Genomic DNA, 19,455 nt, shown 5'->3' on the forward strand with positions numbered 1-19,455 from the left:
AGGGAGCAAGGCTTCCACGGCGCATCATGTCGACGCCGCTCCGTCAGAAGGCTGACGCCTGAACCGACGCCCCAACCGGTCGAAGCCCAGGTAGATGACCGGCGTCGTGAACAGCGTCAGCACCTGGCTCACCACCAGCCCGCCGAAGATCGCGAGGCCCAGCGGGCGCCGCAGTTCGGCGCCCTCGCCCCATCCGAACATCAGCGGCAAGGCAGCGAAGAGCGCGGCCAGCGTGGTCATCAGGATGGGCCGGAAGCGCAGCAGCGCTGCCTGGTGGATCGCCTCGCCGGGCGACTTGCCCTGGTTGCGCTCGGCATCGATCGCGAAGTCGATCATCATGATCGCGTTCTTCTTCACGATGCCGATCAGCAGGATGATGCCGATGATCCCGATCACGCCGAGGTCGTTGCCGGTCACCATCAGCGCCAGCAAGGCGCCCACGCCGGCCGAAGGCAGCGTCGAGAGGATGGTCAGCGGATGGATGTAGCTCTCGTACAGCACGCCGAGCACGATGTACACGCACACCACCGCCGCGAGAATCAGCCACAGCTGGTTGGTCAGCGAGCGCTCGTAGGCGCCGGCCGCGCCGAGGAAGGTCATGGTGATGCTGGCCGGGATGCCGATCTCCTTGGCCGCGGCGCGAATGGCCGCGACCGACTTGCCGAGCGCGACATCGGGCGCGGTGTCGAAGCCCACCGTCGCCGCCGGGTACTGCGCCACGCGCGTGACCTGCAGCGGCGCGAGCTGCTCGCGCACCGTCGCCAGCGCCGACAGCGGCGTCGCCGTGCCCGCGCCGGTGCGCAGCTGCAGGTTGCCCAGCCCTTGCGTCGACGACAGCGCCTCGCGCTGCGCCTCGAGGATCACGCGGTACTGGTTGGTCTCGGTGAAGATGGTCGAGACGATGCGCTGGCCGAAGGCGCTGTAGAGCGCATCGTCGACCGAGCTGGCCGTGACCGACAGGCGCGATGCGGTGTTGCGGTCGATGTCCACATAGGCTGCCAGCCCCTGCGCGCCCGCATCGGTGGTGGCATTGCGCACCTCCGGCGTTTGCGCCAGGCGCTCGACCAGCTTCTTCGCCCAGTTGTTCACCGTGGTCGTGTCGACGCCTTCCAGCGAGACGCGGAACTCGGTCGGCCCGGTCTCGGCGTCGATCGTCAGGTCCTGCGTCGGCTGCAGGTAGAGCGTCACGCCGGCGACGCTGTTGCGCACGCGGTCGCGCAGCCGCTGCATCACGGTCGCCTGCGCGTCGTGGCCGCTGCGCAGGTTGACCAGCATGCTGCCGGTGTTGAGCGAGGTGTTGTTCGCCGCGTCGACGCCCACCACCGAACTCAGGCTCTGCACGTCGGGATCGGCCAGGATGGCATTGGCCGCCGACTGCTGCAGCTCGGCCATGCGCACGTACGACACCTCTTGCGCGGCTTCGACGCTCACTTGCAGCTGTCCCGTGTCCTGGGTCGGGAACAGACCCTTGGGAATGACCACGTAGAGCAGCACCGTCAGCCCGAGCGTGAGCAGCGCGACCAGCAGCGTGAGGGACTGATGGCGGAACACCCATTGCAGCCAGATGTCGTAGCGGCCGATCACGCGCTCGAAGAAGCGCTGCACGGCCGCGCCGAAGCGGCCGCCCTCCTCGGCCTGCGGCTTGAGCCAGCGCGCCGACATCATCGGCACCAGCGTCAGCGAGACCACGGCCGAGATCAGGATGGTGATCGCCAGCGTGACGGCGAACTCGCGGAACAGCCGCCCCACCACGTCGCCCATGAAGAGCAGCGGGATCAGCACCGCGATCAGCGAGACCGTCAGCGAGATGATGGTGAAGCCGATCTGCGTCGCGCCCTTGAGTGCGGCCTGGAACGGCGGCTCGCCCTCCTCGAGGTAGCGCGCGATGTTCTCGATCATGACGATCGCGTCGTCGACCACGAAGCCGGTCGCGATGGTCAGCGCCATCAGGCTCAGGTTGTTGAGGCTGTAGCCCAGCAGGTACATCAGGCCGAAGGTGCCGATGAGCGAGATCGGCACCGCGATGCTGGCGATGATGGTCGCGCGCAGGCTGTGCAGGAAGAAGAAGATCACCAGCACCACCAGCAGCACGGCCAGGCCGAGCTCCATCTGCACGTGGCGCACCGAGGCGCGGATGCCGGTGGTGCGGTCGCTCAGCACCTCGACCTTGAGCGAGCCGGGCAGCGAGGCCTGCAGATCGGGCAGCTGCTTCTTGATGGCATCGACCGTGCCGATCACGTTGGCGCCGGGCTGGCGCTGGACGTTGAGGATGATGGCCGGATACAGCGCCGCGTCCTGACCGCCCGCACGCAATGCGGCCCAGGCGCCCAGCTGCGTGTTCTCGGCGCCGTCGACCACGCGCGCCACGTCGCTCATGCGCACCGGCGCGCCGTTCTTCCAGGCGACGATCAGGTTCTTGTAGTCGGCCGCCGCCAGCAGTTGGTCGTTGGCATTGATGGTGTAGGCGCGCTTCGGCCCGTCGAAGCTGCCCTTGGCGCTGTTGGAGTTGGCGGCGGCGATTGCCGTGCGCAGCGTGTCCAGGCCGATGCCGACCGAGGCCAGCGCGTCGGTGTTGGCCTGGATGCGCACCGCGGGCCGCTGCCCACCCGACAGCGACACCAGCCCGACGCCGCTGACCTGGCTCATCTTCTGCGCCAGCCGCGTGTTGACGAGGTTCTGCACCTCGGTCAGCGGCATGGTGTCGGAGCTCACGGCCAGCGTGAGGATGGGCGCATCGGCCGGATTGACCTTGGCGTACACGGGCGGCGCCGGCAGGTCGGCCGGCAGCAGCGAGCCGCCGGCATTGATCGCGGCCTGCACCTGCTGCTCGGCCACGTCGAGCGTCTGGTCGAGCGCGAACTGCAGCGTGACGATCGAGACGCCGTTGGCGCTCACCGAGCTCATGCGGTCGAGGCCGGCCATCTGGCCGAACTGGCGCTCCAGCGGCGCGGTCACGGTGCGGCTCATCACCTCGGGGCTGGCGCCGGGATAGAGCGTCTGCACCTGGATGGTCGGGTAGTCGACCTCCGGCAGAGCCGCCAGCGGCAGGAAGCGGAAGCCCACGATGCCCGCGAGGACGATCGCGAGCATCAGCAGCGCGGTCGCGACCGGCCGCTCGATGAAGGGGCGCGAGGGACTCATGCGAGTCCCTTCATTGCGGCTGCCGCTGGCGCCTGCGCTCGCTGCCGCCGGCACGCGGACTCGAAGCGCCTGCGCGCGGGCCCGTGGCGGGCTTGTCGCCCTGCAGTTGCACGCGCGCGCCGTCCTTGATGCGGTCGCCGCCTTCTGTCACGACATCCTCGCCGACCTTCAGCCCATCGGTGATCGCGACCACCTCGACCGTGGACTCGCCGCGCTTGACGGCGCGCATCGAGACCGTGCGGTCTTCATTGATGACGTACACGTAGGTGCCGTTCGGGCCGGTGCGCACCGCGGTCACCGGCACCACCACCGCGCTCACCGTGCGCAAGGTCAGTTGGATGTTGACGAACTGGCTCGGGAACAGCGTGGTGCCGGCGTTGCCGAAGCGCGCCTTGGCCTTCACGGTGCCGGTGCTGGTGTCGACCACGTTGTCGAGCGTGGAGAAGGTGCCGGTGTCCAGCGTCGTGCTGCGCACGCGGTCCATTGCCTTGACGACCAGCGGCGCGCCCTTGGCGATCTGGGTCTGGATGTCGGGCACGCGGTCCTGCGGCACGGCGAACTGGACATCGATCGGATTCATCTGCGTGATCACCGCGATCCCGGTCGTGGGATTGGCCGCGACGGTGTTGCCCGGGTCGACCGTGCGCAGGCCGATGCGGCCCGCCACCGGCGCGGTGATGCGGGTGTACTCGACGTTGAGCCTGGCGGCGGCTTCGGCCGCGCGGTCGGTGATCACGGTGCCTTCGAGCTGCTTGACCAGCGCGGCCTGCGTGTCGACGTCCTGGCGTGCAATCGAATCCTGGCCCAGCAGCGTGCGGTAGCGCGTCAGCGTGACGCGGGCCGCTTCGAGCTGCGCCTCGTCGCGCACGCGGGTGCCCTGAGCCTGCATCAGCGCCTGCTCGTAGGGACGCGAGTCGATGCGTGCCAGCAGCTGGCCCTTGGCGACGGTCTGCCCTTCGGTGAACAGCACCTCGGTCAGGATGCCGCCGACCTGCGGCTTGAGCGTGATGGTGGCCAGCGGCGTGACGGTGCCCAGCGCCTCGATCGTGACGGGAAGATCGGCTTGGCGCGCAGCCGCGTGCCCGACGGTGGAGCTCGCGCCGCCGAAGCCGGGGCCGCCCGCGGGCTGTCCCGATCGCTTGATGAGGTACCAGGCGCCGCCGGCCAACAGCAGGACGATCAGCAACGCGATCAGGCTTCCGAGCCAGCGGCGGCGCCGCGGCGGTGGCTGCAGCGCGGGCGGGTCGACGGGTGAAGGCTCGGGAGGATGGGATTGCATGGAATGGATGGGGACAGGCAGGCAGCCTTGAGTGGAGCGTGGAATCGTAGCGTTCCTCGCTTACGGAGCGTAAAGCCCCTGTAAAGCCGGCGCCGCGCGGCTGCCATTCGCACCCGCCGGCTGCAGTTCACGCCGGCGCAGTGCAATTCGTCGCATCGACGTGGCGGCGCGAGGCGACGGCCGGCACAGTCACGCCATCGACACCGAGTCCGTTGCGCTTCAACCCTTCCAAGGAGCATCACCATGCTGATCCAGATCCTGACCCACACGCCCAAGTGGGTGTTCGTCACCTTCGCCCTGCTCGTCTGGCTCGGCGCCAGGCAATTGCTCGCCGGCAGCGTGAGCCTCACCCGGGTGATGGTGATGCCGGTCGCGATGGCCGGCCTGTCGCTCTACGGCGTTGCTTCGGCCTTCGGCGATGCGCCCGCGGCACTGTCGGGCTGGGCCGCCGCGGCCCTGGTGCTGCTGGCCTTCGTGCTGCAGCGCGGCGTGCCGGCCACCACGCGCTACGACGCCGCGTCACGCACCTTCCACGTGGCCGGCAGCGCCGTGCCGCTGGTGCTGATGATGGGCATCTTCTTCACCAAGTACGTCGTCGGCATCCTGCTCGCGATGCACCCGCAGCTGATGCATCAGGCCTCGTTCGCGCTGGGCATCAGCACGCTCTATGGCGCCTTCAGCGGCATCTTTGCAGGCCGCGCCATCCGGCTGTGGCGCCTCGCCATCCAGCACGACCGCGCCGCGATCGCGGCCTGAGACAGCAAGCACCCGGCAAGGAGCATCGCCATGGACACCACCACGAACGACGACATCGGCCGGCTGGCGCGCCGCCGCGCCAAGGCCAAGCTGGGCTGGTTCAGCCACGCGGCGGTGTACCTCGTGGTCAACCTCATGCTGGTCGCATTCTCCGTGGCCAGCGGGCGCAGCTGGGCGATCTACCCGGCGCTGGGCTGGGGACTCGGCCTGCTGCTGCACGGCATCTCGGTCTGGGCCTTCGCGCCGGGCGGCGGCATGCTGGAACGCATGGTCGAGCGGGAACGTGCCGCGCTCGCCCGCGCCCGGGGAGACCGGACATGAAAGCCTTCGGGCTGCGGAAGCTGACGCTGGCCGCGGCCTGCCTGCTGGCTGCGGCCGCACAGGCAGCAACCGGCCTGACCATGCTGCGGGCACCGGCCGACAGCGGCCCGATCACGGTGTTCTATCCCACGGACGCGACCGCCACGCGCGTGCAGCGCGGGCCCTTCACGCTCACGGTGGCGGTCGATGCCGCACCGGTCGCCGGCAACCATCGGCTGATCGTGATGTCACACGGCTCGGGCGGATCCGGCTGGGAGAATTCCGATCTTGCGCAAGCCCTGGTCGCGGCCGGCTTCACCGTCGCCATGCCGGAGCATGCCGGCGACAACTGGCATGACCACAGCGCGGTCGGCCCGCCGTCGTGGAAGCATCGGCCGCGCGAGGTGTCGCAGGCCATCGACGCCATGGCGGCGGATGCGCGCTTCGCGCCGCTGCTCGACGGGCAGCACGTCGGGATGTACGGCATGTCGGCCGGCGGCCTGACCGCGCTGGTGCTCGCCGGCGGAAGCTGGTCGCCCGCGCTGCTCGCCCGGCATTGCGAAGCCCACCTGGCGGAGGACTTTCCGACCTGCGTCGGCCTCAGCAGCGAACTCGACGGCATCGCGCTCGATCCGGTGCGCATCGCGGTGGCGCGCCGGATCATCCATTACAAGTTCGACGAGGACACCACCTTGCAGGAGGGGCACGACGCCCGCATCGCCGCCGTGGTGGCCGCGGTGCCGATGGCGGCGGCGTTCGACATGCATTCGCTGGCGCATCCGCGCGTGCCGCTCGGCCTGGTGCGCGCCGGCCGCGATGCCTGGCTCGCGCCGCAGTGGCACATCGACGCGGTGCGCGCGGCCTGCAACGGCTGCGTGCTGCTGGCCGACATGAAGGACGCCGGCCACGGCTCGATCCTCTCGCCGCCGGTGCCCGATCTGCCGCCGCGCGCCGCGCGCCTGCTCGACGACCCGCCGGGCTTCGATCGCCGCACGCTCGACGGCGTGTATGCAGCCATCGTGCGTTTCTTCGTCCAGAATCTGCAGCCATGAACGCCCTGATCCTGATCCTCAAGGCGGCGGTGGTGACCGTGCTGGTGGCCTCGCTGGCCGAGGCGCTGGTGCTGTCGTGGCTGCGCGGCCGCGCGAACTACGACTGGAAGGCGGCAGGCATCTCGGTGTTCGACTTCCTGGTGCGCGAATATCCGATCCGCATCCTGCTGCCGGCGGCCTTCTACACCGATGCCATGGGCTGGCTCTACGCACACCGGCTCTGGACCTTGCCGATGAACCACTGGTCGGGCTGGGTGGCCTGCTTCATCGGGCAGGAGTTCTGCTACTACTGGTACCACCGCGCGGCCCATCGGGTGCGCTGGTTCTGGTGCACCCATGCGATCCACCACTCGCCGAACCAGCTCAACCTCTCGGCCGCCTACCGCTTCGGCTGGACCGGCCGGCTGACCGGCAGCCTGCTCTTCTTCATGCTGGCACCGCTGCTCGGCATGCCGCCCGGGATCATCCTGCTCATGCTGGCGCTCAACCTGCTCTACCAGTTCTGGATCCATGCCACCTGGATCCCGCGGCTGGGGCCGCTGGAATGGATCCTCAACACGCCCTCGGCCCACCGCGTGCACCATGCCTCGAACCTCGAATACCTCGACGGCAACTACGGCGGCGTGCTGATCGTGTTCGACCGCCTGTTCGGCACCTACATCGCCGAGCGCGCCGACCTGCCCTGCCGCTACGGGCTCGTGACGCCGCAGACCACCTACAACGTCCTCGAGATCGAGTTCGCGCATTGGCGATCGCTCTGGCGCGATCTGCGCTCGGCGCGCCACCTGCGCGAGGCGGCCGGCTATTTCTTCATGCCGCCGGGCTGGTCGCCCGACGGTCCGGGCGAGACCACCGAAGCGCTGCGCCGGCGCGCGGCCATCGCGGCGCCGAGTGCCGCGACCGGCGAGAGGGGCGTTGCGTTCGTGGACTCGGTCGCCGCCGAGCTGCCGACCGCGCAATGAACATCCGCTGGGGCGATGCCGCCCGCCACGCTCTTCAGGTCGCGGCCTTCTGCTGCGCGGTCGCGGTGCTGACCACGTCGATATGGCCGAACAGGACTTATTGGGAACAGGTCGGCTCTGCCATGTGCATCGGCTTCACCACCTGGGGCGTGATCGAATTCGGCCGCTATCTGGTGGACGAGCGCCACTGCCACCGCGACGGCTCGGGCGGTCACGGCTGGCCCATGGGCTGGCGCGGTGTGACCCTGACCGGGATCGGGATCCTCTGCGGATTCTTTTTCGGCAGCAGGCTCAGCGACTTGGCCTTCGGCAGCAGCGTCGGATACTCCTCGCGCGACGGCGTCATCGGCCTGGTCATCACCGTGCTGTCGGGTGTCGTCGCCAGTGCCTATTTCCATTCACGGGGTCGCGCGGCCGCACTCGCCGCCAAGGCCAACGCCGCGGAACGCGATGCCAGCGAAGCCAAGCTCAAGCTGCTCGAAACGCAACTCGAGCCGCACATGCTGTTCAACACGCTGGCCAACCTGCGGGCGCTCATCGCCACCGATCCGCCGCGCGCGGTGGCGATGCTCGACCATCTCAACAACTACCTGCGCATGACGCTCGCCGGCTCGCGTTCGCTCTCGCATCCGCTGTCGGCCGAATTCGAGCGGCTCGGCGACTACCTCGAACTGATGTCGGTGCGCATGGGCCCGCGCCTGCGCTACAGGCTCGATCTTCCCGACGAACTGCGCGATGTGCCGGTGCCGCCGCTGATGCTGCAGCCGCTGGTGGAAAACAGCATCCGCCACGGGCTCGAACCGCAGGTCGAGGGCGGCGAGATCGCCGTGCGCGCCCGGCGCGACGGCGCGCGCCTGGTGATCGAGGTGCGCGACACCGGTGTCGGCGTCGAGGCCGGCACGACATCGTCGGCAGGCGGCGGCTTCGGCCTGGCGCAGGTGCGCGAACGGCTCGCGACCGTCTACGGCACGCGCAGCACGATGGAGCTGAATGCGACCGCGGAAGGCGGGACTTGCGCCGCCATCGCCTTTCCCTTGTCCTCCCCATGAAGCCGACCGCCCTCATTGCCGAAGACGAGCCTTTGCTGGCCCAGGCGCTGCGCGCCGAACTCGCTGCCGCCTGGCCCGAGCTGGACGTTCTGGCCACCGTCGGCGACGGCCGCAGCGCGGTGCGCGAGACGCTGCGGCTGCTGCCGCAGGTGCTGTTCTTCGACATCCGAATGCCCGGCCTCGATGGCCTGGGCGCCGCCGCCGACCTGGCCGACGCGTGGCCGACCGACGAGGCGCCGATGCCGCAGTTGGTGTTCGTGACCGCCTACGACGAATACGCGGCACGCGCCTTCGAGGCCCAGGCGATCGACTATGTGCTCAAGCCCGTGCAGCCCGAGCGCCTGCGCCGTACCGTCGCGCGCCTGCAGCAGGCGCTGGATGTGCGCGACACCGCCGCCGTGCCATCCGACGAAGCACTGGCCGGCACGCTGGCGCAGTGGCGCAAGCTGCTGGCGGCGGCCGGTGAAGGCGCCGTCGCCTCGGGCGCTGCCACGCCGCTCAAGCTGATCGCGGCCAGCGAGGCCGGCTCGTCGGGCAGCACGGTGCGCATGGTGCCCATCGACGAGGTGCTGTATTTCGAAGCTGCCGACAAGTACGTGCGGGTGCTGACCGCGGCACACGAATACCTGATCCGCACGCCGCTCAAGCAATTGCTGCCGCAGCTCGACGCCGATCTCTTCTGGCAGGTGCACCGCGCGGTGGTGGTGCGCAGCAGCGCGATCGAGGCCGTGCACCGCGACGATGCTGGCAGGCAGCACCTGACCTTGCGCGGCCGCGGCGAGAAAATCCCGGTCAGCCGCCTGTATGCCCATCTGTTCCGCGCCATGTGAGCACCCATGAAAAAACCGGCCCCTTCGACAGGGGCCGGCTTCTCATGTGACAGCAGGCAAGCTGGTAGCGACTTGACGGCCGCTCAGCGCCAATGACGGTGCGGGCCGTAGTGGCGGTAATAGCCGGGCGCCGGGCGGTAGTACACCGGCGGCGCGTAGTAGACGGGTGCCGGGCGGTAATACACCGGCGGCGCGTAATAGGCAGGCGCGGGGGCGTAATACGTCGGTGCCGGCGCGTAATAGACGGGTGGTGCAGCCACGCCGACCGCAATGCCAGGGGCATTGATGCCGACCGACCAGGCCACGCCGGCGCTGGCCGACGTCGCCGCGAAGAGCGCGCCTGCGGCGACTGCACCGGCGGCGGCCCATTTGAAGAAAGTTGCACGAGTGGGGTTCATGGTGGGACTCCTGTATTGGAGGGCGGAAACCGCCCATGCCCGTATTGAACGCTGCAAGTGTCAACAAGGTGCACCTCGCTCTGTGAAGAACGTTGCAAGAAGTAACCCATCAGGGGCTACACCTAAAATGAACCGATGACATCCCCTGCAGACCCTGACACCGCCAAGCCCAGCAATTTCCTGCGCCATGTGATCGAGAGCGACATCCAGGAGGGCGTCTACGCGGGCCGTCAGTGGGGCGGCACGCCCGGCGATGCCGCGCACCATGCCCAGGGCATGCACGACCCGGCCAAGGTGCGCATGCGCTTTCCGCCCGAACCCAATGGCTACCTCCACATCGGCCATGCCAAGAGCATCTGGCTCAACTTCGAGCTGGCCAAGGACTATGGCGGCGTCTGCCATCTGCGTTTCGACGACACCAACCCCGAAAAGGAAGAGCAGGAATACGTCGACGCCATCCGCGACGCGGTCAAGTGGATGGGCTATCACCCCGTGCTGGCCGACAATCCCGCGCGCCCGGGCGTGCCGAACCCGCACGTGTACTTCGCGAGCGACTATTTCGACTTCATGTACCGCGCCGCCGAGTACCTGGTCGAAGCCGGCCTCGCCTACGTCGACGAGCAGAGCGCCGACGCGATCCGCGCCACCCGCGGCGACTTCAACACCCCCGGCACCGACAGTCCCTTCCGCACCCGCACGCCGGCCGAGAACCTGGAGCGCCTGCGCGCCATGCGCAACGGCGAACTCGAGGACGGCGCCGCCGTCCTGCGCGCGAAGATCGACATGGCGAGCCCCAACATCAACATGCGCGATCCCGCGCTCTACCGCATCCGCCGGGCGACGCACCACAACACCGGCGACAAGTGGTGCATCTATCCGATGTACACCTTCGCGCACCCGATCGAGGATGCGCTGGAACAGATCACGCACAGCATCTGCACGCTCGAGTTCGAGGACCAGCGCCCCTTCTACGACTGGCTGCTCGACCGGCTGGCCGAAGGCGGTCTGATCGCCACGCCGCACCCGCGCCAGTACGAGTTCGCGCGCCTCAACGTCACGCACGTGATCACCAGCAAGCGCCGGCTGCGACAGCTGGTCGAGGAAGGCCACGTCGAGGGCTGGGACGATCCGCGCATGCCGACCCTGGCCGGCCTGCGCCGCCGCGGCTACACGCCCGCGGCGCTGAAGCTGTTCTGCGAACGCTCGGGCGTCACCAAGTCGGGCGGCTGGATCGACTACGCGAGCCTCGAAGCCGCGCTGCGCGACACGCTGGACCCGGTCGTGCCGCGCGCGATGGCGGTGCTCGATCCGGTGCGGCTCGTCATCACCAACTGGGACGAACTGATGGGCGCGGGCTTCCTGGACGACTGCTCGGCGCCCGTGCATCCGCACCAGCCCGACATGGGACGGCGCCACTTCAAGTGCGGCCGCGATCTGTGGATCGAGCGCACCGATTACGAGGACGTACAGCCCAAGGGCTTCTTCCGCCTCTTCCCCGGCAACAAGGTGCGCCTGAAATACGGCCACGTCATCGAATGCACCGGCGGCACGAAGGACGCCGAAGGCCGCCTCGTCGAGGTGCAGGCGAAGCTGGTGCCGGACACCAAGAGCGGCACGCCGGGCGCGGATGCGATCAAGGTCAAGGGCAACATCACCTGGGTCGCTGCGGCGGATGCGCTGGAGGCCGAGGTGCGGCTCTACGAGCGCCTGTTCGCGGCGCCGCAGCCCGGCAGCGGCGACCTGATGGACGAACTCAACCGCGCGAGCCTCGTCAAGGCCAGCGCGTACGTCGAGCCCTCACTCGGAACCGCCGAGGCCGGCGAGGCCTTCCAGTTCGAGCGGCACGGCTACTTCGTGGTCGACACCGGCGCGCAAGCAGCGGGCCGGCGCGTGTTCAACCGCGCGGCGGGCATGAAGGACAGCTGGGGCAAGTAGCCAGCGGCGCGCCGGAGGTGCGGCCGGCCTCATGGCCGTCCGCTTCCTGATCGCGCGCGGCGCTGCGCGTGCGCAGGGTTTCATCGATCAATGCGGCAACGGCTTCGTCAGATAGACCGCTTCGCGCCCGACGATCGGCGCCCGTGTCGGCATGAAGACCGTGCAGTCGTCGCAGGGCGCGCGGATCTCGTCCGGCCCATCGGTTGCGATGAGCTCGCCCTTGGCGAAGGTCTCGAAGCCGATCACCGGCCGCGCGAAGACGAAATCCGCGGTCTTCACCATGCGTGTCTCCAGCAGCTCGAAACGCCGTTGCGGCCCGGGCGCGGGTGCCGCAGGATCGCGCTCGATCAGCCCGAAGCAGGCCAGGAAGTCCATCGTCACCGCGATCGCCAGATCGGCCGCGGACTTCGCGAAGTGCTGCCCGCATTCGACGACCAGCGCCACGCCGGCCGTGCCCTCGGCCTCGCCGTGCCGGCCATGCTGGATCAGCGGCGTGCCCGAGCCGAGGCCCTTCGGCATCACCAGGTGCACGGAAGGCCGGCCGATCGCCAATGCCGCCACGGCGTTGCGCTCGAATGCGGGATAGACCCAGAAGGGCTCGACCGGCTGGCTGGTCGAATGGATGTCCAGGATGTGGTCGGCCGCCGCCACCACCGGGCGCAGTTCGCGGGCGCGACGCAGTTCGGGGCTGTCTTCGGTGCCGCCCAGCAGTTCGTCGGACCAGATGCGGTTCAGGTTGTGGACGATCTGGCGATTGTCGAAGGGCTTCTCGGAGTCGAAGGCCTCGTAGGCCTCCACGTGGGCGAAGCTCACCGTCAGCGTGCCGATCTTCGGCCGCACGCCGGCGTCGAGCAGGTGGGTCGCGGCCACCATGCCGCAGATCTCGTTGCCGTGCGTCAGCGCGTTGATCAGCACGTGCGGCCCGGGCCGGCCGGACGCGAAGCGATGGACGTAGTCGATGCCGGTGTTGCCCTGGCGATAGGCGGAGATATCGCGCGGGAGAACCTCGAAGGCGGGAGAACTCTGGGTCATGGGGTGCTTCTTCTCGGGAGCTGTTTCGAAAGACGGGTTCCCCGAGTTTCCTACACTCGCCCGTTCGGCAAGCCCCCATTTGCCTCGTAGACTCCCGCGTCGCCCGCACAACCATTCCAACGCCACGTCCTCATGCCCCTGACCGCTGACATGCGACGGTCGATCGACCAGATTCGCGACTACCTCTTCGGTGGCGGGTACCCCGACCCGATGAGCAACGCGGAACAGCTGTCGTTCCTGTTCTTCTTCTACCTTTTCGAGAGCATCGACGACGAGAACCAGCAGCGGGCCGCGATGCTGAACCAGCCTTGCACCAGCCTCTTCAGCGGCGACTGGACCTTGCGCAATCCGGCGACGAGCGTGATGGCCTCGTCGGTGCGCGAAGGCAGCCTGACCGCGACCGTGCTGCAGACCGGCACGCCGACCGTCCCGCGCAGCCTCTTTCGCTGGTCGGTCTGGGCGGCCGATCTGTCGGGCGACGCCCTGGTGCATTTCGTGCGCGACGAGGTGTTCCCCTTCTTCACCGAGATCGGCGAGGCGGGCGCGCACAACTTCATGCGCGGCGCGCGCCTGGGCATCAGCGAGCCGACGGTGCTGGCCCAGGTGATCAGCCTGGTGGATGGCCTGGGGCTGGACCAGGCCGACTCCGACACCAAGGGCGACCTGTTCGAGCATGTGCTGCGCCAGATCAAGCAGGCCGGCGAGCTCGGCCAGTTCCGCACACCGCGCCACATCATCCGCAGCATCGTCGAGATGATCGATCCGCAGGTCGGCGAGACCCTCTACGATCCGGCCGCCGGCACCGCAGGCTTCCTGGTCGCGGCCTACAACCACATCCGGCTCGCCCACTCCTCGCCCGAGGCGATCGTGGAAACCGAAGTCGAAGGCAAGCTCCAGCGGCGCGGGCTGGGCGACCGGCTGCAGCCCGATGCGCTGCGCGCCTTGCAGGGCACCACCTTCTTCGGCAACGACGTCGATCCGAAGATGGTGCGCCTGGCGACCATGAACCTCGCGCTGCGCGGCCTGCCGAACGTGCGCATCCTGCAGCGCAATGTGCTGACGACCGCGATCGACGAGGAGCGCCGGGCCGAACTGGGCTTGCCGGCCGAGGGCTTCCACGTCGTGCTGGCCAATCCGCCCTTCTCGGGCCGTGTCGACAAGGACCGCATCGTCGAGGAGGTCAGGATCGGCACCACCAGCAGCACCGAACTGCTGTTCCTCAAGTACATGCTCGACAGCCTGCGCCCCGATGGCCGGGCCGCGGTGATCGTGCCCGAGGGCGTGCTCTTCGGCTCGACCGCGGCCCACAAGACGCTGCGCCGCCAGCTGGTCGAGGACAACCGGGTCGACGCGGTGCTGAGTCTTCCGGGCGGCGTGTTCCAGCCCTACTCGGGCGTGAAGACCTCGGTGCTGTTCTTCCGCAAGGGAAGCCGCACGCGGCACGTGCTGTTTCTGCACACCGACGATGACGGCTACGAACTCGACGCCAACCACGACACGCCGATCGCGGCCGACGACCTGCCGCATCTCTCGAACGTCTACGCCCGGCGCGAAGAGGCATGGACCCGCTGGGAGGCGCGCGAACCCGCCGCGGAATGGGACGAGAAGTGGTGGTTCGCGGACGCGGCCGCGCTCGGCGACAACGACTACAACCTCTCTGCCGGCCGCTACCGTCCGATGAGCGAGGCGCAGGCCGAGCACCAGAGCCCGCGCGAACTGCTGGACGAACTCTCGGCGCTCGAGGACGAGATCGCCAAGGAACTGGAGACCCTGAGGATCGCGATGCAGGAGTTCGGGCCATGAGCACGCCGGGCCGCCCCAAGAGCGAATACCGGAGCGCGCAGCGCGAAGGTACGCCAGTGAGCACGCCATGGGTCGCGCTGCGCGATGTCGTCGAGCCCAGGCCCGGAACCCTGAACCCGGCCGCATGGCCAGACGATCCGTTCATCTATGTCGACGTGGCCGGCGTCTGCAACAAGCAGAAGGCCATCACCGGTGCGCGCACGCTGAAGGGCGCCGAGGCACCGAGCCGCGCACGCAGGCAGATCCGCCACGGCGACGTGCTGGTGTCGACGGTCCGCCCGAATCTCAATGCCGTGGCGCTGGTGCCGGAATCGCTCGACGGCGAGGTGGCGAGCACCGCGTTCTGCGTGCTGCGCGCAACGCCGGCCGTGCTGCCGCAATACCTGTACTTCTTCGTGCGCTCGCGGCTGTTCGTCAGTCGCCTGTGCAAGCTGGTGGCGGGCGCGCTGTATCCGGCCGTGACGGATGCCCAGGTGCTCGCGCAGACGCTGCCCTTGCCCGACCTGCAGCAGCAGCGCCGCATCGTCGATCTGCTCTCGTGCGCCCAGAGCGTCCTGCGCTTGCGGCGCGACATCCAGAAGAACACGGCGCGGATGATTCCGGCCCTCTTCAACGACATGTTCGGCAACTCGATGACCAACCCGAAGGGCTGGCCCGTGGTGCCGCTGGGAAGCCTGCTCCGGGAGAGTCCGCAGAACGGGCTCTACAAGCACAAGTCGGCCTACGGCTCGGGCACGCCGATCCTGCGCATCGATGCCTTCTACGACGGCGAGATCTGCGACCTGACGGCGCTCAAGCGGCTGCGGCTGGACGACGACGAGGCCCTGCGCTTCGCGCTCGCGCCGGGCGACATCGTGATCAACCGCGTCAACAGCCCGGAGTACCTGGGCAAGAGCACGCTCATCCCGGCGCTGGCCGAGACCACGGTGTTCGAGTCGAACATGATGCGGCTCAGGCTGGACACCGCGCAGATCGACCCGCGCTACATGATCTCGATGCTGCAGACGCAGCGCGCCAAGCAGCACATCCGCGCCAATGCCCGGCGTGCCATCAACCAGGCGAGCATCAACCAGCAGGACGTGAAGTCGATGCCCGTGCTGCTGCCGCCCCTGGCCAGGCAAGGCGCCTTCGCTCGCTGTGCGGATGCCACCACCGCCGTGATCGCCAAACAGGCGGAGGCGCTGATCGCCGCGGACGCGACCTTCGAGGCCTTGCTGGCGCGGGTCTTCCAGCCGATGAAGGCGGCTGCCGGGACGGCCGCATCGGCTTGAGCCGCGGCGGCTAGTGCCCGCCCCCCAGATAGGCCGCCTTCACACCCGGATCGCTGCGCAGCTTCTGCGCCGGTCCGTGCAGCGAGATGCGCCCGTTCTCCAGCACATACCCGTAGTCGGCCACCCCGAGCGCCGCGACCGCGAACTGCTCGACCAGCAGCATCGTCACGCCCTCCTGCTTGAGCCGTTCGATGATGCGGAACACCTCGGCCACCAGGATCGGCGCCAGGCCCATGGACGGCTCATCGAGCAGCACCACCTCGGGGTTGAGCATCACCGCGCGCGCCATGGCCAGCATCTGCTGCTCGCCGCCCGACAAGGTGCCGGCCAGCTGGGTGCGCCGTTCCTTCAGGCGCGGGAAGAGTTCCAGCGCACGCTCCAGATCCGCGGCCACGTCGCCGCGCGGACGGCTGCCCGTGAGCCGCGGAAAAGCGCCCAGCGTCAGGTTGTCGGTCACCGTCATGGTGGCGAACACGCGCCGGCCCTCCGGCGAATGCGCAAGGCCCAGCTTGGCGATGTGGTACGACTCCAGCGTCTCGATGCGCTTGCCGTTGAGCGTGATCTCGCCCGCGGTCGCGCGGATCATGCCGGACACGGCGCGCATGGTCGTCGTCTTGCCCGCGCCGTTGGAGCCGATCAGCGTCACGACCTTGCCCTTGGGCACCTCGATCGAAATGCCGTGCAGCACCTGCACCTTGCCGTAGCCGGCGGAAAGATTGTGGATGGTGAGCATCTTGTCGGTCCTCACGCGGGCTGCGCGCTTGCTTCTTGTCCGCCCAAATAGGCCTCGATGACTTTCTCGTCGGCCTGCACCGCGGCGGGCTCTCCTTCGGCGATCTTCTGGCCGAAGTCGAGCACCGAGACGGTGTCGCACATGCTCATCACCACGTCCATGTGGTGCTCGATCAGGATCACGGTCACGCCGTGCTCGCGGATCTTGCGGATGATGGCGATCAGCTCCTTGATGTCGGGCGCGGTCAGCCCGGCCGCGGGTTCGTCCAGCAGCAGCAGTTGCGGGTCGAGCGCCAGCGCGCGCGCGATCTCCAGCAGACGCTGCTTGCCGTAGGGCAGGTTGCGCGCCTCCTCTTCGGCGAAGTCGCCGAGGCCGACGAAGTCCAGCAGACCCTGCGCCCGCTTCGCCGCGCCGGCACTCTCGCGCCGGTAGCGCGGTGTGTGGACCGCGACGTCGACGAAGTTGCTCGCGAACGTGTGGTGCAGCCCGACCTGCACGTTCTGCAGCGCCGTCATCTCGCCGAAGAGCTGCACATTCTGGAAGGTGCGCGCGATGCCCGACAGTGCGATGTCGGACGAGGTGCGGCCCACCACCGAACGGCCGGCGAAGGAGATGGCACCGGCGGTCGGCACGTAGATGCCCGTCAGCACGTTCATCATCGTGCTCTTGCCGGAACCGTTGGGGCCGATCAGGCCATGGATGGTGCCGCGCCGCACCACGAGGTCGACGTTGTTCAGCGCCTTCAGGCCGCCGAACTGCATCAGCACGCCCGCCGCTTCGAGCACGCGGTCGCCGGCGCCGGCCGCCTTCGCCACCGCATCGGCCGCCGGAGCGCCCTCCATCATGACGTCGACCTGTGGCTTCGGCCGGCGCAGGTTGAGCGCGCTGCGCACGAAGCCGACGATGCCGTCCTGCAGGTAGTAGACGACGAACAGCATGATCACGCCGAAGATCGACAGGCGCCAGTCGGTCATGGTCTCGAGCCAGAACGCGAGCCCTGCGAGTGCGATGCTGCCGGCGACCGGGATGGCCATCTGCACCGGCGTCGCGCGACCGCGCCGGATCGCCACCACGGCCGTCGCGATGACCATCGCCGCCAAGGCCACCGACACGTAGCGGAACAGCACCACGTCGTCGAGCAGCTTGGGCAGCAGCACGATGATGGCCGCGCCGAGCAGCGAGCCGACGCGGCTCTTGCGCCCGCCCATGATCACCGCGAGCAGGAACAGCACCGTGAGCTCGAAGTTGTAGGTGTTGGGCGAGATGTACTGCTCCGAATACGCGTACAAGCTGCCTGCCAGCCCCGCGAAGCCGGCGCTGATGACGAAGGCATAGACCTTGTAGCGATAGACCGAGACGCCCATGCAATCGGACGCGACCGGGCTGCCGCGCAGCGCCTCGAATGCGCGCCCGAGGTGCGAGCGCAGCACGCGGTGCACGACGATCAGCGACAGCACCAGCAGCACGGCGACGAGCCAGAAGAACTCGCGTTCGTCCAGCTTGTGGCCGAACAGTGGCGGCTTCTCGAGCTTGATCCCCATCGGGCCTTCGGTGAGAAAACTCATCTCGTTGATGAGGATCTGGATGATGGTGCCGAAGGCGAGCGTGACCATCGCGAGATAAGGCCCCGTCACGCGCAGCGCGGGCAGCGCAAGCAAGGCGCCGAAGACCGCGGTGACGCCGATGGCCGCGATCAGCGCCACCATCAGCGGCGCGCCGAGCTTGAACACCAGCACGCCCGCGGTATAGGCGCCGATGCCGAACAGCCCCGCGTGCCCCAGCGAGACCTGCCCCGTGTAGCCGACCACGATGTCCAGCCCGAACAGCAGGATCGCGTAGATCATGATGGTCTCGAGCAGGTGGATGTAGTACGGGTTGGCGATGGCGATCGGAAACAGCAGCAGGGCCGCGACGGCGACGATCGCGAGAAGGAGGTGACTCTTTTTCATGTTCTTGTGCGTGCGGGCGCAGGCCTCACACTTTCTTGATCGCCGTCTTGCCGAACAGCCCCTGCGGCCGCACCGCGAGCACGATCAGCAGCAGCACCAGGCCCGGCACGTCCTTGTAGCCCGTGCTCAGGTAGAAGCCGGTGGTGGTCTCGGCGACGCCGAGGATGATGCCGCCCACCACGATGCCCATGCCGCTGGTCAGCCCGCCGATGATGGCGACCGCGAAGGCCTTCAGGCCGAGCACCGCGCCCATCGTGGCGCCGGTCAATGTGAGCGGTGCGATCAGCACGCCGGCGAAGGCCGCGGTCAGCGACGACAGCGCGTACGAGAAGGTGATCACCAGCCCGGTGTTGATGCCCATCAGCTTGGCCGCGTCGCGGTCGTTGAAGGTCGCGACCACCGCCTTGCCGTAGATCGAGCGGCGGTTGAAGAGCTCCACCGCCAGCATCATCAGGATGGCGCCGACCACCACCAGGATCTCCATCGGCAGCACGTTGGCGTTGAGGAACTTGATCGGCGACTCCGGCAGCGGCGACGGGAACTTCAGGTCGTCGCGGCCCCAGACGTTCTCGGCCACGTTCTTGAAGATGATGCCGAGCGCGATGGTCGACATGATCCAGCCGAACTCCGACTTGATCTTGATGGCCGGCCGCACCGCGATGCGCTCGACCACCGCGCCCTGCAGCGCGCCGAACAGGCACACCAGCGGAATCATCAGCCAGTAGTTCACGCCCAGACCGACCAGCGTGAGACCCACCAGCGCGCCGAGCATCAGCGCGTCGCCCTGGCCGAAGTTGAGAGTGTCGGAGGTGGCGAAAGTGAGCTGGTAGCCGAACGCGATGACGGCATAGATCATGCCCAGCGCGATGCCGCTGAAGATGAGTTGGGTCAGGATTTGCATGGCGGGCCTCGCGAAGCGTGACAACAAAAGGCGCCGCTGCGGACGATGCCGCGGCGGCGCCAGG

At 68.4% G+C, this 19,455-nt stretch carries 16 protein-coding genes; 9 read left to right on the top strand and 7 right to left on the bottom strand.

The genetic code is table 11. The features are described from left to right. Nucleotides 1-24: 24 nt before the first annotated feature. A complete protein-coding gene (locus tag WDLP6_RS16805; RefSeq protein WP_162593262.1) occupies nucleotides 25-3,141 on the bottom strand; it encodes an efflux RND transporter permease subunit in 3,117 nt (1,038 codons plus the stop codon). 10 nt (nucleotides 3,142-3,151) lie between these two features. Then, complete coding sequence (locus tag WDLP6_RS16810; RefSeq protein ID WP_162593263.1) at nucleotides 3,152-4,420, bottom strand: efflux RND transporter periplasmic adaptor subunit; 1,269 nt, start codon at nucleotides 4,418-4,420, stop codon at nucleotides 3,152-3,154. 243 nt (nucleotides 4,421-4,663) lie between these two features. On the opposite strand from WDLP6_RS16810, the gene WDLP6_RS16815 reads away from it, so the two are divergent. The 6 genes from WDLP6_RS16815 to WDLP6_RS16840 are packed head-to-tail and all read left to right on the top strand — an operon-like array spanning nucleotide 4,664 to nucleotide 9,369. Continuing rightward, complete coding sequence (locus tag WDLP6_RS16815; protein ID WP_162593264.1) at nucleotides 4,664-5,176, top strand: DUF6622 family protein; 513 nt, start codon at nucleotides 4,664-4,666, stop codon at nucleotides 5,174-5,176. 30 nt (nucleotides 5,177-5,206) lie between these two features. After that, on the top strand, nucleotides 5,207-5,497 hold the full coding sequence (locus WDLP6_RS16820) for a 2TM domain-containing protein (RefSeq protein WP_162593265.1): 291 nt from the start codon (nucleotides 5,207-5,209) through the stop codon (nucleotides 5,495-5,497). Continuing rightward, nucleotides 5,494-6,528: an alpha/beta hydrolase family protein gene (locus WDLP6_RS16825; RefSeq protein WP_162593266.1), complete on the top strand. Its 1,035-nt coding sequence runs from the start codon at nucleotides 5,494-5,496 to the stop codon at nucleotides 6,526-6,528. Before WDLP6_RS16820 ends, WDLP6_RS16825 begins: the two co-directional genes overlap by 4 nt. Further along, nucleotides 6,525-7,490: a sterol desaturase family protein gene (locus tag WDLP6_RS16830; protein ID WP_162593267.1), complete on the top strand. Its 966-nt coding sequence runs from the start codon at nucleotides 6,525-6,527 to the stop codon at nucleotides 7,488-7,490. The genes WDLP6_RS16825 and WDLP6_RS16830 overlap by 4 nt, the downstream gene beginning before the upstream one ends. Continuing rightward, nucleotides 7,487-8,539 carry a sensor histidine kinase gene (locus tag WDLP6_RS16835; RefSeq protein ID WP_162593268.1) on the top strand — a complete coding sequence of 351 codons (1,053 nt, stop codon included), beginning with the start codon at nucleotides 7,487-7,489 and terminating at the stop codon, nucleotides 8,537-8,539. The genes WDLP6_RS16830 and WDLP6_RS16835 overlap by 4 nt, the downstream gene beginning before the upstream one ends. Beyond that, nucleotides 8,536-9,369, top strand: coding sequence for a LytR/AlgR family response regulator transcription factor (locus WDLP6_RS16840; protein ID WP_162593269.1), 834 nt, complete (start codon nucleotides 8,536-8,538; stop codon nucleotides 9,367-9,369). The genes WDLP6_RS16835 and WDLP6_RS16840 overlap by 4 nt, the downstream gene beginning before the upstream one ends. An 83-nt stretch (nucleotides 9,370-9,452) precedes the next feature. Here WDLP6_RS16840 and WDLP6_RS16845 read toward each other — a convergent pair whose 3' ends face one another. Further along, complete coding sequence (locus WDLP6_RS16845; RefSeq protein ID WP_162568255.1) at nucleotides 9,453-9,767, bottom strand: hypothetical protein; 315 nt, start codon at nucleotides 9,765-9,767, stop codon at nucleotides 9,453-9,455. A 135-nt stretch (nucleotides 9,768-9,902) separates the two neighbouring features. Here WDLP6_RS16845 and WDLP6_RS16850 point away from each other — a divergent pair, with 135 nt between their 5' ends. Next, nucleotides 9,903-11,702 carry a glutamine--tRNA ligase/YqeY domain fusion protein gene (locus WDLP6_RS16850; RefSeq protein ID WP_162593270.1) on the top strand — a complete coding sequence of 600 codons (1,800 nt, stop codon included), beginning with the start codon at nucleotides 9,903-9,905 and terminating at the stop codon, nucleotides 11,700-11,702. A gap of 87 nt (nucleotides 11,703-11,789) precedes the next feature. Here WDLP6_RS16850 and WDLP6_RS16855 read toward each other — a convergent pair whose 3' ends face one another. Then, nucleotides 11,790-12,734 (bottom strand): succinylglutamate desuccinylase/aspartoacylase domain-containing protein, encoded by a 945-nt coding sequence (locus tag WDLP6_RS16855; protein ID WP_162593271.1) that lies wholly within the window; start codon nucleotides 12,732-12,734, stop codon nucleotides 11,790-11,792. A gap of 132 nt (nucleotides 12,735-12,866) precedes the next feature. Between WDLP6_RS16855 and WDLP6_RS16860 the strand changes: the two genes are divergently transcribed. Then, on the top strand, nucleotides 12,867-14,537 hold the full coding sequence (locus tag WDLP6_RS16860) for an HsdM family class I SAM-dependent methyltransferase (RefSeq protein ID WP_162593272.1): 1,671 nt from the start codon (nucleotides 12,867-12,869) through the stop codon (nucleotides 14,535-14,537). Further along, complete coding sequence (locus tag WDLP6_RS16865) at nucleotides 14,534-15,808, top strand: restriction endonuclease subunit S (RefSeq protein ID WP_162593273.1); 1,275 nt, start codon at nucleotides 14,534-14,536, stop codon at nucleotides 15,806-15,808. The genes WDLP6_RS16860 and WDLP6_RS16865 overlap by 4 nt, the downstream gene beginning before the upstream one ends. Before the next feature lie 10 nt (nucleotides 15,809-15,818). Here WDLP6_RS16865 and WDLP6_RS16870 read toward each other — a convergent pair whose 3' ends face one another. The 3 genes from WDLP6_RS16870 to WDLP6_RS16880 are packed head-to-tail and all read right to left on the bottom strand — an operon-like array spanning nucleotide 15,819 to nucleotide 19,391. After that, the gene (locus WDLP6_RS16870; RefSeq protein ID WP_162593274.1) at nucleotides 15,819-16,541 is read right to left on the bottom strand and encodes an ABC transporter ATP-binding protein; all 723 of its coding nucleotides are present in this window, start codon (nucleotides 16,539-16,541) and stop codon (nucleotides 15,819-15,821) included. An 11-nt stretch (nucleotides 16,542-16,552) separates the two neighbouring features. Further along, nucleotides 16,553-18,490, bottom strand: a complete 1,938-nt coding sequence (locus WDLP6_RS16875) for a branched-chain amino acid ABC transporter ATP-binding protein/permease (protein ID WP_162593275.1) — start codon at nucleotides 18,488-18,490, stop codon at nucleotides 16,553-16,555. 25 nt (nucleotides 18,491-18,515) lie between these two features. Next, nucleotides 18,516-19,391, bottom strand: a complete 876-nt coding sequence (locus tag WDLP6_RS16880) for a branched-chain amino acid ABC transporter permease (protein WP_162593276.1) — start codon at nucleotides 19,389-19,391, stop codon at nucleotides 18,516-18,518. Nucleotides 19,392-19,455 lie beyond the last annotated feature (64 nt).

The sequence above is a fragment of the Variovorax sp. PBL-E5 genome, from assembly GCF_901827185.1.
GTDB lineage: Bacteria > Pseudomonadota > Gammaproteobacteria > Burkholderiales > Burkholderiaceae_C > Variovorax.